Annotated in this window: 16 protein-coding genes; 9 read left to right on the top strand and 7 right to left on the bottom strand. The window is 66.5% G+C overall.

The annotated features are described in order from the left end of the window. Positions 1-18: 18 nt before the first annotated feature. The 3 genes from WI560_RS26325 to WI560_RS26315 form a co-directional block, all read right to left on the bottom strand. Positions 19-831 carry a class I SAM-dependent methyltransferase gene (locus WI560_RS26325; protein WP_375305533.1) on the bottom strand — a complete coding sequence of 271 codons (813 nt, stop codon included), beginning with the start codon at positions 829-831 and terminating at the stop codon, positions 19-21. A 129-nt stretch (positions 832-960) separates the two neighbouring features. Beyond that, positions 961-1500, bottom strand: coding sequence for a VOC family protein (locus WI560_RS26320; protein ID WP_375305532.1), 540 nt, complete (start codon positions 1498-1500; stop codon positions 961-963). 25 nt (positions 1501-1525) lie between these two features. Then, on the bottom strand, positions 1526-2530 hold the full coding sequence (locus tag WI560_RS26315; RefSeq protein WP_375305531.1) for a Bug family tripartite tricarboxylate transporter substrate binding protein: 1005 nt from the start codon (positions 2528-2530) through the stop codon (positions 1526-1528). Positions 2531-2685: 155 nt separating this feature from the next. Between WI560_RS26315 and WI560_RS26310 the strand changes: the two genes are divergently transcribed. From WI560_RS26310 to WI560_RS26300, 3 genes are read left to right on the top strand one after another with little or no spacing between them, the layout of a single operon-like run. Then, entirely contained in the window at positions 2686-3384 is a 699-nt protein-coding gene (locus WI560_RS26310; RefSeq protein ID WP_375305530.1) for a TetR/AcrR family transcriptional regulator, read from the top strand. Further along, positions 3362-3913, top strand: a complete 552-nt coding sequence (locus WI560_RS26305; RefSeq protein WP_375305529.1) for a carboxymuconolactone decarboxylase family protein — start codon at positions 3362-3364, stop codon at positions 3911-3913. Before WI560_RS26310 ends, WI560_RS26305 begins: the two co-directional genes overlap by 23 nt. An 11-nt stretch (positions 3914-3924) precedes the next feature. After that, positions 3925-4770: an SDR family NAD(P)-dependent oxidoreductase gene (locus WI560_RS26300; RefSeq protein WP_375305528.1), complete on the top strand. Its 846-nt coding sequence runs from the start codon at positions 3925-3927 to the stop codon at positions 4768-4770. Position 4771: 1 nt separating this feature from the next. On the opposite strand, the gene WI560_RS26295 is transcribed toward WI560_RS26300, so the two are convergent. Genes WI560_RS26295 through WI560_RS26280 form a run of 4 tightly spaced genes read right to left on the bottom strand, consistent with a single transcriptional unit; the run spans position 4772 to position 7316 of the window. Then, positions 4772-5281: a DoxX family protein gene (locus WI560_RS26295; RefSeq protein ID WP_375305527.1), complete on the bottom strand. Its 510-nt coding sequence runs from the start codon at positions 5279-5281 to the stop codon at positions 4772-4774. Further along, positions 5278-6060, bottom strand: coding sequence for a putative DNA-binding domain-containing protein (locus WI560_RS26290; RefSeq protein ID WP_375305526.1), 783 nt, complete (start codon positions 6058-6060; stop codon positions 5278-5280). Before WI560_RS26290 ends, WI560_RS26295 begins: the two co-directional genes overlap by 4 nt. Beyond that, complete coding sequence (locus WI560_RS26285) at positions 6050-6967, bottom strand: DUF692 domain-containing protein (protein ID WP_375305525.1); 918 nt, start codon at positions 6965-6967, stop codon at positions 6050-6052. The genes WI560_RS26290 and WI560_RS26285 overlap by 11 nt, the downstream gene beginning before the upstream one ends. A gap of 43 nt (positions 6968-7010) precedes the next feature. After that, positions 7011-7316 carry a DUF2282 domain-containing protein gene (locus WI560_RS26280; protein WP_375305524.1) on the bottom strand — a complete coding sequence of 102 codons (306 nt, stop codon included), beginning with the start codon at positions 7314-7316 and terminating at the stop codon, positions 7011-7013. Between the two features lie 312 nt (positions 7317-7628). Between WI560_RS26280 and WI560_RS26275 the strand changes: the two genes are divergently transcribed. The 6 genes from WI560_RS26275 (at position 7629) to WI560_RS26250 (ending at position 14286) form a co-directional block, all read left to right on the top strand. Continuing rightward, entirely contained in the window at positions 7629-9725 is a 2097-nt protein-coding gene (locus WI560_RS26275) for an adenylate/guanylate cyclase domain-containing protein (protein WP_375305523.1), read from the top strand. A gap of 244 nt (positions 9726-9969) precedes the next feature. Beyond that, positions 9970-10539, top strand: coding sequence for a DUF2087 domain-containing protein (locus WI560_RS26270; RefSeq protein ID WP_375305522.1), 570 nt, complete (start codon positions 9970-9972; stop codon positions 10537-10539). Further along, positions 10536-11468 carry an alpha/beta fold hydrolase gene (locus WI560_RS26265; protein ID WP_375305521.1) on the top strand — a complete coding sequence of 311 codons (933 nt, stop codon included), beginning with the start codon at positions 10536-10538 and terminating at the stop codon, positions 11466-11468. Before WI560_RS26270 ends, WI560_RS26265 begins: the two co-directional genes overlap by 4 nt. Further along, on the top strand, positions 11465-12049 hold the full coding sequence (locus tag WI560_RS26260; protein WP_375305520.1) for a HutD family protein: 585 nt from the start codon (positions 11465-11467) through the stop codon (positions 12047-12049). Before WI560_RS26265 ends, WI560_RS26260 begins: the two co-directional genes overlap by 4 nt. A gap of 114 nt (positions 12050-12163) precedes the next feature. Further along, positions 12164-13354, top strand: a complete 1191-nt coding sequence (locus WI560_RS26255) for an adenylate/guanylate cyclase domain-containing protein (RefSeq protein WP_375305519.1) — start codon at positions 12164-12166, stop codon at positions 13352-13354. Positions 13355-13488: 134 nt separating this feature from the next. Then, complete coding sequence (locus WI560_RS26250) at positions 13489-14286, top strand: adenylate/guanylate cyclase domain-containing protein (protein ID WP_375305518.1); 798 nt, start codon at positions 13489-13491, stop codon at positions 14284-14286. Positions 14287-14366 lie beyond the last annotated feature (80 nt).

Below are 14366 nucleotides of genomic sequence, written 5' to 3'. Positions count from 1 at the left end.
CTTGCCTGCGGCGCAGGCTTATGGCCGCGCCGTGATCACCAGGGCCTGGATCTTGGCTTCGACCGGTCCGGAGCCATGGCGCGCGCGGATCGCAGCGGCGACAGCGTCCGTCGCGGCCTGAAGATCGCCGCCGCTTCTCGCCTCGATTTCGCCGCGCAGCGGCGTCCCCTGGCAATAGGCGAACGCCACGAGGTCGGGCGACGGGGCGCGGCTGGTGGCTGCCAGCGTTTCGATCGAGACGTTGCCGAAACCGGCGCGTGCGAGATCGGCCCGTATGATCGCCTGGTCGAAATAGCCGTGCGGTGTCCGCATCATGAAGCGGGGCGGATCGTCGGGAAACAGCTTGCCCAAGGCGGTCGTTGCGTCGTCGGCGAACACGTTCTCCTCGATGCGGTCCCAGACATTGAAGAGAAACGTGCCGCCTGGCTTCAGGACGCGCTTTGCTTCCGAATAGCCCTTGACGCGGTCCGGAAAGAACATGGCGCCGAACTGGCAGCAGACCACGTCGAACTCGGCGTCGCCGAACGGAAGCGCCAACGCATCCGCCTGGCGCCAGGAGATGCGATCATCGCCGGCCTGACGCTGCGCCGCGACCGCGAGCATCGGCTCGTTGAGGTCGGTCGCAACGTAGCGGGTGCGGCCCGGCAACGCCGCCGCCACGGCGCGCGTCACGGCGCCGGTGCCGGCCGCGATCTCGAGCAGCGCGGAGGGCGAGAGCGCAGCGACGCGTCTTGCGATGTCGTCGGCGTAACCGGCGAAGATCATCGGGACGAGATGCTCATCGTAGAGCTTTGGGATGGAGCCGGCGAAAACCTTGTCAGTGTCGGACATGCCTGCCTCGCTGAAGGTTCGGACGTCAGGTCCAACCTTACCATAGATGCGCCGGCAAGGATGTGAAATAGACCGGCTCAACACGGCGTTGCGCTCTCAGCGAACATCGGCGAAGTAGGTCATCGCGCCTTACGATTTTGCGCCGCCGACCTCGCGGATCGGCCGGGTGCCGTCCCAATTCAGTCCGGCCTGCCGGACCTTCTCGAAGAACGGCCCCTTGGTCCCGCTGATGTCGGAGATCTCGATCACCGTGCCGGGATGGGCCTGCGTGTCGAAATAGGCAAAGCGTCCCTTGTCACCGCCGATCTGGCCCTCATGGCCGATCCTGTAGCCGAGCCCGAGCGCCTTGTCGTAGAGCGCCTGGTAGTCTTGGCTCCAGTACGACATGTGCTGGAGCCCTTCGTGGCCGGCGTCCAGGAATTCCTTGTACAGCGAGGGCGCGTCGTTGCGCTGCTGGATCAGCTCGATCTGGATGTCGCCCGAATTGGCCAGCGCAATGCTCATCTCGACGGCAGAGTCCTCGCCGCGATGGCGAAACCAGTCGGTCTTGACGCGGTCCATGTAGTACCAGGGTCCGACGCCCATCACCTCGATCCAGTGCTTCATCGCGGCGTGGATGTCCCGCACCACATATCCGTTCTGGCGCACCGCGCCGAAGATGCGGCTCATGTCCGCGCTCCCAGTCTCAACATGCTCACTTGACCTCGATGCCGGCGTCCCTGGCGACCTGCTTCCAGGCTGCGATGTCGCGGGCGTTGATGTCGCGCTGCTCCTCGCCGGGCACGAATTGCGGCGTGATGCCGAGCGCAAGCAGCTTCCCCTTCACAACATCATCGCCGAGCGCCTCCTTCAGCGCCGCCGATAATTTCCCTGCGATCGGCGGAGCAAGGCCTGCGGGCGCATACATCGCCCAGGACAGGTTGCGGTCGAACGGCACGCCCTGTTCCTTGTAGCTGGCGACGTCAGGCAGGCTCGGCGAACGCTCGCCGCAGGCGGCCAGCGCCTTGATCGAGCCGTCCTTCACCAGCGGCGTCGCGGTCGCGACGTCGAGCGTCGCCAGCGAGATGTGGCCGCCGAGCAGGTCGCCGGCCAGCTTCGCGATGCCGTTGAACGGCACGTGATCCATCTTGATGCCGGTCTGCTGCATCAGGATTTCGGCACAGAACTGCCCGGTCGAGCCAACGCCCCAGCTGCCGTACTGGACCGGCTCGCCCTTCTTGGCCAGCGCGACCAGGCCCTTGATGTCATTGGCGGCAAAATTCCTGTTCGCGACCAGCATGATCGAGGAGGTGCCGACGCGGCCGATGGTGGTGAAATCCTTGATCGGATCGTAGGGCAGCTTCGGATAGATCGCCGGCGCCAGCACATGCGTGGTCATGCCGCCGACGGTGATGGTGTAGCCGTCGTTTGCAGATGTCGCGACCATCTGCGTGCCGAGCGTGCCGGCCGCGCCCGTGTGGTTCTCGATATAGATGCTCTGTCCGAGCGTCTTGCCCATCCTGTCCGCAAGCAGCCGGCCGACCACGTCGCCGCCGCCGCCGGCCGCATAGGGCAGCAGCATCTTGATCTTGTGGGTGGGGTAGACGGCCGGATCCTCGGCGTATGCGGGCAACGCCGCAGGCAGGATCAGCAGCAATGATGCGACGATGCGAAGCGCTGCGGTTGATTGTGTGGGCAAAAGGCGAGCGTGGCTTGCCATGGCTTTCTTCCCCCAATTGCTCTCCGCTTATCGAGCGGAGTTGAATGTCCCGATCGTGCACGGCGCTTGCTGCGTCGTGCCGGTGATCGTTGAATGGAAAACGAACGATCGTTCGTACGGTTGACTAGCGAACGAGCGTTCGTTAGTCAAGCATCATGGCTGTCCACACCTCCAGCGCGGCGGAAGCGGCCGCGCCTACGACGCGCGAGCGCATCCTCACCGAAGCGCTCAACCTGTTCGCGCAGAGCGGCTATGGCGGCGCTTCGATGCGCGAGCTCGCGCGCCGCGTCGGCATCCGCGAGAGCAGCCTCTACAACCATTTCCCCGGCAAGGCGGCGATCCTCGAAGCGATCGTCAGCGAGCATGGCCCGGCCAGCTCCGCGAGCCGGCTGGAGGAGCCGCGCTACAAGCAGCTCGCGCGCCAGCCTGCCGCGTTCTGCCGCCAGTTCGCGCTCGACCTGGTCGAGCAATGGTCGGATCCGCGCGAGCACCAGTTCCAGAAGGTCATCACCGCCGAGCGCAACCGCGTCCCCGGCATCCGCGCCAAGTTCGCCGATCACTTCTATGCGCGCGAAGAAAGCCTGATGACGGCCTATTTTCGCGGCTTCGCGCTGGCCGGCCTGGTGTCGACGCCGGATCCGCGTGAGACCGCGCGGCTGTTCGCGGCAGGCCTGATCTACATCCGTCTCGAGCATTACGTGATGGGCGCAGCCCCTTCGCCGCGGGCGAAGGTGCTCGAGGCGATCGACCGCTATCTGGATTTCTTCCTGGCGCTGATCGCGGCAGGGAGAGGTGCCGACAACAAGAAGCGAAAGCCCAAGGGAGAGAACCGTGGCAAGGCTGCCTCTGATTGATCCTGAGACGACGAGCGGCGACATCCGCGCCTCGTTCGACCGCATGCCGGTCAAGCTCAACATCTTCCGCATGATGGCCCATGCAGAGGCCAACATGATTCCGGCGATGCGGCTCGGCAATTCGATCCTGCACAAGCAGAAGCTCTCGTCCGTCAACCGCGAGCTTCTGATCCTCCAGGCCGCCCAGCTCGAGGGCGGCGCTTATGAGTGGCGCCAGCACGTGCCGATCGCGCTCGGCGTCGGCTGCACGCAGGCCCAGGTCGATGCGGTGGAGCGCGGCGACTACGATGCTGCCGCGCTGAATGAGGCGGAACGCGCCTTGCTGAAGTTCGGACGTGAAGTCGTCGAGAACGTCCGTGTGCCCGAGGCCATCTTTGCCGCCGCGCGAAAACACTTCAGCGACCAGGAGATCGTGGAGTCCATCGTCGCGCTCGGCTTCTACATGATGATGGCGCGCCTGACTGAAGCGACCGAGACGGATCTCGATCCCGCCGCCGGCATGGCGGTCTATGACGGCGGCAACAAATAGGGCGGCTGAGGATGGCGGAGACCGAGAGCAAGCCGGAGCGCTTTGTCCGACCGCCGAGCGCGGAATCGCTGGGCGAAGCGCCGGGCAGGGGACGACTGAAAGGCCGCCATATCCTCATCGTCGGCGGCGGCCAGCGCGTGTTCGATGCGGCCACAGATCCGATCGGCAACGGCCGCGCCATGAGCATCCTCTGCGCCCGCGAGGGTGCGAAGGTCGCGGTCGCCGATCTCAACCACGCCTCCGCGCAGCAGACCGTCGAGCGCATCACCGACGAAGGCGGCGAGGCCTTCGCCATTGCCGCCGACGTCACGCGTGAGACCGATGTCATCCGCATGATCGAAGAGGCGCATCGCGCCATGGGCGGTCTCGACGGCATGGTGCTGAACATCGGCACCTTCGGCAAGACCGGCCTCGACAACGTCAGCCCGGAAGAGTGGAACAGGGTCTACGACGTCAATGTTCGCGGCCCCATGCTGTGCTGCCGCGCCGGCTTGCCGAAATTCGAGGATGGCGGCGCCATCGTCTTCATCTCCTCGATCGCCGCGCTGAAGGCCGGATCGCAGATGGCGGTCTATGATTCGTCGAAAGCCGCGCTCGGCGGCCTGATGCGCAACATCGCCCATCTCGGCGCGCGCCGCGGCATTCGCGCCAACCTGGTCTATCCCGGCCTCGTCGACACCCCGAACGGCCGCGAAGCCGGCGCCGGCCGCCCCAATCGCGGCAAGAGCCACATTCCATTCGGCCGCCAGGCCACCGCGTGGGAGATCGCCTATGCCGTGCTGTTTTTCCTGTCCGACGAAAGCGTCTATGTCACCGCGCAGACGCTCGCGGTGGATAGCGGCCTGAGCGGGATGTGAGCTATTGCGCGGGCGATCGCGCGCGGCAGATGAGGTGATCGAGCGAGATGTTTCCGGGTCCGTAGGCCATGAGGGCGAGCGCCATGGCGGCCCAGGTGAGGTGGATCGGCCAGCCGTCGGGCACGGTGAGCTCGACGATGATTGTCATGAACAGCAGCCCAAGCCCTGCGAACCGCGTGCCGAGCCCGAGCACGAGCAGGATCGGAAACATGATCTCGCCGCAGCCCGACAGGAATGCCATCAGGGTCGGCGCCGGAAAGTGGTAAGGCCCGCCCGGCAGGTGCAGCATGAACTCATCGCTGAACAGCGTCACGGCGGTGTCATTCAGCCTGAGGAAGCCGTCCCATTTGAGCATCCCCGAGCGCCAGAACGGCACCGCCAGCGCGAGGCGCAGCACGAGCAGGACGAGCGAGGGCATGGCGATCGCCTGCACCAGCTGGTTGGCCTTGTCGACGAGCAGCCAGGGCGACGGCAGGCCGCCGCCAGTCGCCATGCGTTGGTCCGTGATCATGGTGCGTCTCCAGCAGCAAGCGAGGTGAAGGCGCCGGCCTCGATCAGGCCGGCGATGTTCGAGGCAAGGTCGAAGTCGGGCGATGCCTCCAGGGCCGCCGCGGCAGCTTCGCCGAGCGGTTGGCCGGATGCGAGGCAGGCGGCAAAGATGGCGCCGGCGGGTGGAAGGTGCCGCACCGCGACGTCGAATTCGGGCCGTGTGATCAGCGCGTCCTCCGGCCTGGACGCATCGATGCGCGCGGGGGGAGCGCTGCCACGATTGGCGGCGAAAATCGTCACCGCGGCGTATGGCGAACGAACGATCCGCATCGCCGGGTGCGGGATGAAGACGGCGTCCGCCAGACGTTCCGGGTCGATCGCGGACAGCCGGGCCGGGGACAGCGGCGCGGCGTCGCCGGCATGATAGGCGTCGAGCCAGGCCCGTTCGATGCGGGCGACATCGGCGAGCCAGGGCATATCCTGCGCATGCTCATAGGCTTCGATGAACCCGGGAAACTCGCGGCCATACTCGAACAGCAGCGGCGAGGCCGGCGGATGGCTGCGGACATGGAAGCGTGCCATGGCGCGAAAAAATTCGGCCCCGGTGATGCGCTGCACCGCCGGATAGACCGCGGCCAGCGCTTCGATCAGGCTGACGGTGACGTTGTTGCGGTAGACGGCGTAGCGCCGGCCGGCGGCCTTGCCGTTCGGGCCGGTCACGATTTCAGGCGTGCTGCGTGCAGGATCCAGCAGCGCCGGCGCGAACGCAGCAGCAAAGGACAAGCCGGCTTCAGGCCGCATGACGCTCTCCTGCCATCGCGGCGGACTGATGACGGTCGAGGATCGCCTGGGCGGCAGCGGCTTCCGCCTGCAGCACCGGCCAGTCCGGAATCTTGCTGTCCCATTCGATCAGCGTCGGCACCACGCCGCGGCGCTGGATCGCGATCTCGTAGAGCTTCCAGACGGCATCCGCGACCGGGCCGTCGTGGCTGTCGATCAACAGCAGGTCGCCTTCGTCGTCGGCCTGTTCGGCATGGCCCGCAAGATGAATTTCCTGGACGTGCGACAGCGGGAAATCCGCGAGGTAGTCGAGCGCCGAAGTGCCGTGATTGGTGGCGGAGACGAACACATTGTTGACGTCGAGCAGCAGCCCGCAGCCGGTGCGCTCTGCAATTGCGCGAATGAACTCGGTCTCGCGCATGGAGGATTCGCGGAAGGCGACGTAGGTCGACGGGTTTTCCAGCAGCAGCGGACGGCGGATCGCCTCCTGCACCTGGTCGATGTGGTCGCAGACGCAAGCCAGCGTCGCTTCGGTATAGGGCAGCGGCAACAGATCGTTGAAGAAGCTGGCCTCATGCGTCGACCAGGCCAGATGCTCGGACACCAGCGCCGGCTGATAGCGCGCGACCAGGCTGCGGAAGCGCGCCAGATGCGCCTTGTCGAGCGGCCGCGGCCCGCCGATTGACATGCAGACGCCATGCAGGGACAGCGGATGGTCGCGGCGGATCGCCTCCAGCGCGCGATGCGGTGGGCCGCCATCGCCCATGTAGTTCTCGGCGTGGACTTCGAAGAAGCCACGCCGAGGTCCTGCCTCGAGGATATCAGGTAGATGCTCCGGCTTGAAGCTCGTCCCGGCAACGCCGCCGATGGGAATCGCGAAACGGAGCGGCATGGCTGCCGGTCGGGTCGACTTGATCGCCGTGCTCATCGTGCTGCTCCGTTCGTGCTTGCTGGCGACGTCGTGAAGGCCGCTAGACCGGCTTGAGCGAGCCCTTCTTGCCGCCCGGCAGCTCGATGCTAGTGCAGGTGCCGCCCTGCACGAATTTCCAGGCATTGCCCTGGTAGTCGACGGTCGAGGTGCCCTGGCAGGTCGTGCCAGGTCCCGCCGCGCAATCGTTCTGGCCCTTCAGCGCGACGCCGAAGCACTTCTCTTTCTTGGCGGCGACGGCAGCCTCGGCCTCGGACTTGGTCAGCGGGCCGGCGGCGGCGAGGGTCGCGAGCGCGGTCGACATGGCGCCGGCGAGGACGAGCGAGGTGACGGCATGCTTGGCAGACATCGAGATTCTCCTGTTCGAGATGGCATCGCCTTGCAGGCGATGTGCGCGTGGTCTCCTTCGCTGCGCGCGCAGCCGACGTTACTTGCAGGCCGCTCACAAAGCCGTGAGACCGATTGGATCGGGCGCACCACCGGTGCGCTTGGCCGGTATTAGCGGGCAAGCCTCCGCTTAAGGCCAATGCCTTGGCTCTATCGACACGGTAGCCGCCGCGCATTGGCGGCCGGAGCTCGATCCTGTCAGACGTAACGGACGAGCGCCGGCGGCGTAGAACAAGGTCAGCGGTTCGGCGTGAACCGGCAGGCGAAGAGGGCGATGAAGGTTGATCCCGAACGAAGGCTTCGTGCGATCGCTGGGCTGACGATCAGCATCCGCCTCGCGGTGTCCGCGCTGGTGCTGGCTGCGATCCTGCTGACGGCCGCGCTCTCCAGCCTGCTCTGGTGGCGCACGGCGGAGGCGACCAGCCGGCAGCTTGCCTCGACCATCAACGAGCAGATCGTCGCGGCGGTGCGCAAGGAGGTCTCGGCCATCGTCGACGAGGCACGCGCCGCGCATACCGCGATCCGCACCCTGTTCCTGCAAAACGTGCTCGACACCCGCGAGGCTGACAAGCGCGAGTTCGTGTTCCTGTCGCAATTGCAGTCGCAGGCGACGATCTCCTGGGTCGCGTTCGGCTGGCCCGACGGCTCCTTTTTCGCCGCGCACAAGCTTGGCGATCGTCGCCTGGAGATGATGGAGATCTCGCTGACCGACCATCCGGGCGAGCGCCGGGTCGATGAATATGACGTGGTGCCCGGCGACATCGAATTCGCCAACCGCCGCTTCGAGCCGACCTCGTTCCGCGTCGCCGATCAGGCCTGGTTCAAGGCCGGGCTCGACGCGGACGAACCGCAATGGTTCAGGGTGACTGAGCACGCGACCGGCGAACGGCCGTCGATCGCGTTCGCGGGCCCGATCGACGTCTATCAGGAGCGGCAGGGCGTTCTGGCCGTTATCATCGAATATACGAGGCTCGCGCGCTTCCTGTCGCAGCTCGAGGTCGGGCGCACGGGGACTGCGTTCATCGTCGATGGCAGCGGCGAGCTGGTCGCGGCACCGGACAAGGACGCCGACGAGCTCCATCCGGCGCGCGGCGACACCACGCTGCTGCCGCTGGCGCGCGCAGCGCTCGACAAGGCAGGGGAGGCCGGCCGCAAGGAGGCGTGGCGGAGCCGGCTCATTTCGGGCGGCGCGGCCTACGAGGTTGCGCTGACGCCGCTGCCGTTTCCCGGCTGGTCGCTCGCCACCGTGATTCCGGAGGCGGAGTTTCTCGGACCTGTCGAGACGACGCTGCGCCGCCTGATCCTCGGCCTCGCCATCGGCGCCGTGCTCGCGGCGCTGGCCTCGGCGATGCTGGCGCGGTCCGTCATCGCCGCGCCGCTGTCGCGCGTCGTCGGCGAGCTTCGCCATGTCGAAGCCTTCGCGCTGGAGCAGGTCCGCCGCCATCCCTCGCGGCTCAAAGAGATCGCGAGCCTGTCCGGCGCCATCGCGGAGATGGCGTCCGGCCTGTCCGCCTTCCGCAAGTTCATTCCGGCTGATCTCGTCCGCGGCCTGCTGCGCCAGGGCGTCGAGGCGAGGCCCGGCGGCACTGTCCAGGAGCTCAGCGTGATGTTCATCGACATTGCCGGCTTCACCGGGCTGTCGGAGCGGCTCGGCGATCGCGTGGTGCCGCTGCTGTCGCGCTATCTCGACGTCACCTCGGAGATCATCGTCGCCAATGGCGGCACCATCGACAAGTTCATCGGCGACGCCGTGATGGCGTTCTGGGGCGCGCCGCAGCCGCAGGACGATCACGCCGCGCGATGCTGCCGCGCGGCGCTCGCCTGCCGCAGGGCGGTGGCAGAGTCCGGTCTGGTCGACGATCTCGGCCAGCCGCTCCAGATCCGGATCGGCATCAATTCGGGCCGCATGCTGGTCGGCAATATCGGCTCGGAGCTGCGACTGAACTACACCGTGATCGGCGATGCCGTGAATGTCGCCAGCCGGCTCGAAGGCGCCAACAAAGTCTACGGCACGCACATCCTGATCGGCGAGATGACCGAACGCCTGGCGCGCGGCGCCGTCATCACGCGTGAGGTCGACAGCATTGCGGTCTATGGCCGGGAGGAGGGATTGTTGGTTCACGAGCTGATCGGGATCGTGGATGGAGAGGCCATCGACGCCGAGGCGATCGGCTGGATCGCGGATTACGAGCGCGGCCTTGCCGCCTATCGCGCGCGGCGGTTCGCCGCGGCGCTGGCCGATTTCGAGGCCGTGTTGAAACAGCGCCGCAACGATCGTCCCGCCGAGCTGATGCGGGACCGCTGTCGGCAGCTCGCATCGGCCGCGCCCGACGCAGATTGGCGGGCCGTGGCAGCCTTGGCGACGAAATAGCGAGGTCGCGGTTCATGACGCTTGGCGCGTCAATCACGACATCCGCGCATCTCACATCAGGCTCTTGAGCCCGCCGGGCGTCTATAGTATGGATTGCGTGGGTCTGCAGTTCACCCAGGCGTCACCGTCCCGCGAGGGAAGCTAAACCTGCAAGGCTCCATCGAACCGACACCAAACCTCGTGCCGCGTCGTAAGCCGGTGACCTCCGACAATCCTATCCGGATCGGCACTTTGAGGATTGGTCATGGCCAGAACTCCCATTGCCTTTGTTGCGGGCGACATCTCCGCGCTCGCGAAATCCGTGCGCGCCCAGCTTCTGCAGCGGACGTCGCCACCCGGACACGTCGAGCTGCTCAACATCCTTGTGCGTGCGACGGGTCATAAGAACTACCAGCACTTCCGGGCAGCTGCGGTCGGCAAGTCCCTGGACGATCGCGGCAGTCCCGCGCCCCGAGTCGATACGGTCGATCTGAAGCGCGTGCAACGCGCGGCGCGCCATTTCGACGATCACGGCAGGCTGCTGCGTTGGCCGGCCCGCCACAATTTGCAGCAGCTGAGCCTCTGGGTGTTGTGGGCCGGCTTCCCGTCGCGGTGCAGTCTGGCCGAGGCGGACGTGAAGACGCTGTTGAATCGACAGCACGCTTTCGCCGACGATGCCTTGCTCCGCCGCGCGCTGTGCGATTACGGCCTGGTTTCCCGCACGGCCGATGGGCGAGCCTATCGCAGGATCGAGCGTCCGCCGCCGATGGAGGCGGCTGCGCTTTTGCGTCACCTCAAGACCAGCGCACCCGGCCAATCGGAAGCCGTGCCATGACCGCAAGTCCGGACGTATTGCCTCTCGCCGGGCCTGCTCCGGTTTGGGTGCAGACTTCCCGCGGGGCAGTCCAATGCGCAAGCGCAGGCGAGGGGCCGGCCATCCTGGCCATCCATGGCGGCATGGGTGGCCACGACCAGTCGTGGCTGCTGGCGCGCGCCCTCGCCACGACGCTCAGAGACAAGCGGGTGGTGGCGGTGTCCCGCCCGGGCTATCTCGGCTCTCGCCTCGCGCTCGGCGCGTCACCCGACGAACAGGCTGATCTCTATGGAGCGCTGCTCGACGCGCTCGGGACTGCGAGCGCGGCGGTCGTCGCGGTCTCCGCCGGCGGTCCCTCGGCGCTGCAATTCGCAGCCCGTCACCCGTCGCTCTGCCGCTCGCTCGTGCTGGTATCGGCCTGCACCGGACAATTGCAAACGCCGCCGGACATAGCAGCGCGCCTGCGCCTGATGCGGCACCTTGCGCGCGTTCCCGGCCTGCCGTACTTGCTGAAACGGCGGGCTGAACGGAATCCGCAGGCCGGTGCCCGCCGTGCCATTCCCGATGACGCCATGCGCGAACGCACGCTTCGCCATCCGCAGGCCGGTCCGCTCCTGCGCGCCGTGCAGTCGAGCGTGTTCGAGCATCTGTCCGCCCGGCTGCCGGGGACCGTCAACGACATCGCGCGGTTTGCCGCGCTGGAACAGCTGCCCGCGGGATCGATCTCGGCGCCAACTCTGGTCGTGCATGGCCGCGCCGACAATGTCGTGCCGTTCGCGCATGCCGAGAACGTCTGCCGGGCTATTCCTCGGGCGAAGCTGCTGGCTCTCCCCGACGGCGGCCACGTCTCGCTCTTCACGCATCTGGACGTCGTGCGCAAGGAGGCCGAGCCGCTGCTCGAGGCGCGCGAACTCGCTCAGTCCCCCCATCGCCTCGAGGCTCTCCCATGAAGACAACATTGCTTACACCCGAAGACTACACCCGCTCGCCGTGGAAGAACGGCGGCGGCATCTTCACCGACATTGCGGGCGCCTGGCGCGCTGAGGCGGCGGCGAAGGATTGGAGCAGCCTGCTGTGGCGCTTTGCCAGCACGCCGATCGTGGCGCCCGGTCCGTTCTCGCATATGCCCGGCATCGACCGGCTGCAGATGGTCGTCACTGGGCGCGGGCTGGTGCTGAAGTCGCCGACGCAGGAGTTCGACGAGCGTGAACCTTTTACGACGGTGCGCTTCACCGGCGAGATGGAGATCGTGACCGCGCTCGAAGATGGTCCGGTCGAGGTCGTGAACCTGATGGCGCGGCGCGGCGCGGCGGAGATCGAGCTCGTGGCGCTCATGGATCCGGGCACGCGGCAGCTTGCCGCCGGCACGCATCTGGTCTACGCCGCGCGCGGCGATTGCCGCGTTCGCCTCGATGGCGCGGAATTTTCACTTTCGCACGAAGATACGTTGAAGGTGGAGCTCGCCGCGGCCTCGCAGCTCGCGCTCCTGTCCGGTCTGGCGGTGCTGGGCTCGGTCCGGCCTCTCGGATAGGCGGCATCGGTCCCGCAGCCCGTTGCGCATAATCCATGCAACTGGCCAGGTTGACGTGGCGAAGCTGGGCACGATATCTGCCCTGATGCAGGCCACGGCTATAAGGGGCAGGATATGGACGCACCGACCAACAATGCCCCGACGCTATCGGATGGTGTCGTCGACTGGCTGACCAACGGCACGCGCGACGAGCGCTTCATCGACGACATCTTCGCGCAGATGTGCATCCGGCTGCAGCAGGCCGGCATTCCGCTCAAGCGGGCGACGCTTCACGTCCAGATCAATCATCCGCAATGGCTCGGCGCCCGCATGACTTGGTCCGACGGGATGAAAGGGGCCGAGATCGCGCGGGTCGATTACGACGTTCGCGAGCGGTCCGAGTATATCGGAAGTCCTGCCAACGAGATTCATGAGGGAGCGGACGAGCTGCGCGAGAATCTCGAGCGCGATCCCTCGCTCGGCCGCAAGCACGCCCTCTATGACGAGATGCGGGCCAACGGCCTGACCGACTACGTCGCCTGGCCGCTGTACCACACGCTGGGCAAGCGGCACATCGTCACCTTCGCGACCGGCCGGCGAGGCGGTTTTGATCCGGCGCATATCGCCGCCCTCAAAAAGCTCCTGCCGGTGCTGGCGCTGGTCAGCGAGATCCGCATCAAGAACCGCCTGGCGCGAACCCTGCTGGAGACCTATGTCGGCTCCCATGCCGGCGAGCTCATCCTGGCCGGCGCCATAAGGCGCGGCACCGGCACGACGGTGCGCGCCGCGATCATGATCTGCGACCTCAGGGATTTCACCAAGATTTCCGACAATTGGCCGCGCGACGACGTCATCGACCTGCTCAACGATTATTTCGACGCGATGTCGGAGCCGATCGCGCGGCACGGCGGCGAGATCCTGAAATTCATCGGCGACGGCCTGCTCGCCATCTTTCCGCTTCAGGATCCCAACGCCTGCGCAAACCTGCTCCATGCCGTCACTGAGGCCCGTCAGGCCATGATCGCCCTGAACGAGCGGAACAACGCGACCGGCCGTGCGCCGCTGAACTACGGCATCGGCGTTCACGTCGGCGACGTCATGTACGGCAATATCGGATCGGCCAGCCGGCTCGACTTCACCGTGATCGGCCCCGCCGTCAACATGGCCTCGCGCCTGGAAGCGCTGACCAAGCAATTGGGACGGAAGGTGCTGCTGTCGCGCGATTTTGCGGAGCTGGTGCAGCCGAAATTCGAGCTGGAGCATGTCGGCAAGCACGAGGTGCGCGGCTTCAGCGATCCGATCGAGCTGTTTGCATATCATGGCTGAAGCGGCCATTTCCGGGCGATGGACGCCGCCGGCCGAAGCCGGACTTCCGAGCCAAGGCTCGTCTGTTGCAAACGCGGAAGTGTGCAACTACGCTTCACCGCGACCAGCCCATGGTCCTGCGATCAGCTGCACACATGCCCAAATTTCTGCGCATCGGAGTCCATCAGTCGAACGTATCGGGGTACACGTCGAAGGCGTGGTGCGTCCGGCGGGTTGGTTCGGCCGTGTTCCTGAAGTGGGGCGCCGTGGAGGTTCATGGTGCGGGCGATGGGCGAAGTGTCTATTGGGCGCGGGTGCCGCAGGAGAAGACCGTTCGCTGCGGCACGGCGCAGCGCGCCCAGGATTACGCAAAGGCCGCGATCGCCCGGCGCCGCAACCATCGCTATGAGCCGCTGGCCGGGCCGATTGCGCCCCGGCGCCGGTCGGCCGAGCGCAGTGCCGAGCTCAAGCAAGCGCGGGCTACGATCCTGATCGTCGACATCGTCGGCTCGACCGCAAAAGCCGCGAAGCTCGGCGATGCGCGCTGGACCAAGATCATGGGCCATTATTACGCCGCGGTCCGCAAGGAGCTGAAGACGTGTGGCGGCAAGGAAGTCGTGACGACGGGCGACGGCGTCTTGGCCACGTTCAGGAAACCAGACGGCGGCATCGCCTGCGCGGCTGCGATTCAGAAAGCCATGCGCACGCTGGGCCTCGAGATCCGGATCGGCTTGCACGCCGGCGAATACACCATCAGCGGCGGCGAGATGGTCGGCCTCGCCTTTCACATCTGCACCCGCGTCGCGGCGAAGGCGCGCCCCGGCGAGGTGCTGGTGTCGAGCGCGGTCAGGGAGCTGATGAAGACGCAGCCTGCGATCAGCCTGAAGGATCACGGCATGCACCGGCTCAAGGGCGTGCCGGAACGATGGAGGCTGTGGCGGGTCGCGGGGTGAGGGCCGCGGTCACCTCCTCTGCACCACGACCTTTCAAGATGGGCAAGCGTCGCGATGTTCCCGGCTGGGAACTGCGGCGG

The organism is Bradyrhizobium sp. A11, from assembly GCF_042077125.1.
Taxonomy (GTDB): domain Bacteria; phylum Pseudomonadota; class Alphaproteobacteria; order Rhizobiales; family Xanthobacteraceae; genus Bradyrhizobium; species Bradyrhizobium japonicum_B.
Note: the sequence above shows the minus strand (reverse complement) of the source record. Positions and strands in the feature narration are given on the sequence as shown.

Excerpts from the sequence above, each read along its gene's own strand:
- WI560_RS26325 (WP_375305533.1), bottom strand. The coding sequence starts at position 831 with ATGTCCGACACTGACAAGGTTTTCGCCGGCTCCATCCCAAAGCTCTAC.
- WI560_RS26320 (WP_375305532.1), bottom strand. The coding sequence starts at position 1,500 with ATGAGCCGCATCTTCGGCGCGGTGCGCCAGAACGGATATGTGGTGCGG.
- WI560_RS26315 (WP_375305531.1), bottom strand. The coding sequence starts at position 2,530 with ATGGCAAGCCACGCTCGCCTTTTGCCCACACAATCAACCGCAGCGCTT.
- WI560_RS26310 (WP_375305530.1), top strand. The coding sequence starts at position 2,686 with ATGGCTGTCCACACCTCCAGCGCGGCGGAAGCGGCCGCGCCTACGACG.
- WI560_RS26300 (WP_375305528.1), top strand. The coding sequence starts at position 3,925 with ATGGCGGAGACCGAGAGCAAGCCGGAGCGCTTTGTCCGACCGCCGAGC.
- WI560_RS26295 (WP_375305527.1), bottom strand. The coding sequence starts at position 5,281 with ATGATCACGGACCAACGCATGGCGACTGGCGGCGGCCTGCCGTCGCCC.
- WI560_RS26290 (WP_375305526.1), bottom strand. The coding sequence starts at position 6,060 with ATGCGGCCTGAAGCCGGCTTGTCCTTTGCTGCTGCGTTCGCGCCGGCG.
- WI560_RS26285 (WP_375305525.1), bottom strand. The coding sequence starts at position 6,967 with ATGAGCACGGCGATCAAGTCGACCCGACCGGCAGCCATGCCGCTCCGT.
- WI560_RS26280 (WP_375305524.1), bottom strand. The coding sequence starts at position 7,316 with ATGTCTGCCAAGCATGCCGTCACCTCGCTCGTCCTCGCCGGCGCCATG.
- WI560_RS26275 (WP_375305523.1), top strand. The coding sequence starts at position 7,629 with ATGAAGGTTGATCCCGAACGAAGGCTTCGTGCGATCGCTGGGCTGACG.
- WI560_RS26270 (WP_375305522.1), top strand. The coding sequence starts at position 9,970 with ATGGCCAGAACTCCCATTGCCTTTGTTGCGGGCGACATCTCCGCGCTC.
- WI560_RS26265 (WP_375305521.1), top strand. The coding sequence starts at position 10,536 with ATGACCGCAAGTCCGGACGTATTGCCTCTCGCCGGGCCTGCTCCGGTT.
- WI560_RS26260 (WP_375305520.1), top strand. The coding sequence starts at position 11,465 with ATGAAGACAACATTGCTTACACCCGAAGACTACACCCGCTCGCCGTGG.
- WI560_RS26255 (WP_375305519.1), top strand. The coding sequence starts at position 12,164 with ATGGACGCACCGACCAACAATGCCCCGACGCTATCGGATGGTGTCGTC.
- WI560_RS26250 (WP_375305518.1), top strand. The coding sequence starts at position 13,489 with ATGCCCAAATTTCTGCGCATCGGAGTCCATCAGTCGAACGTATCGGGG.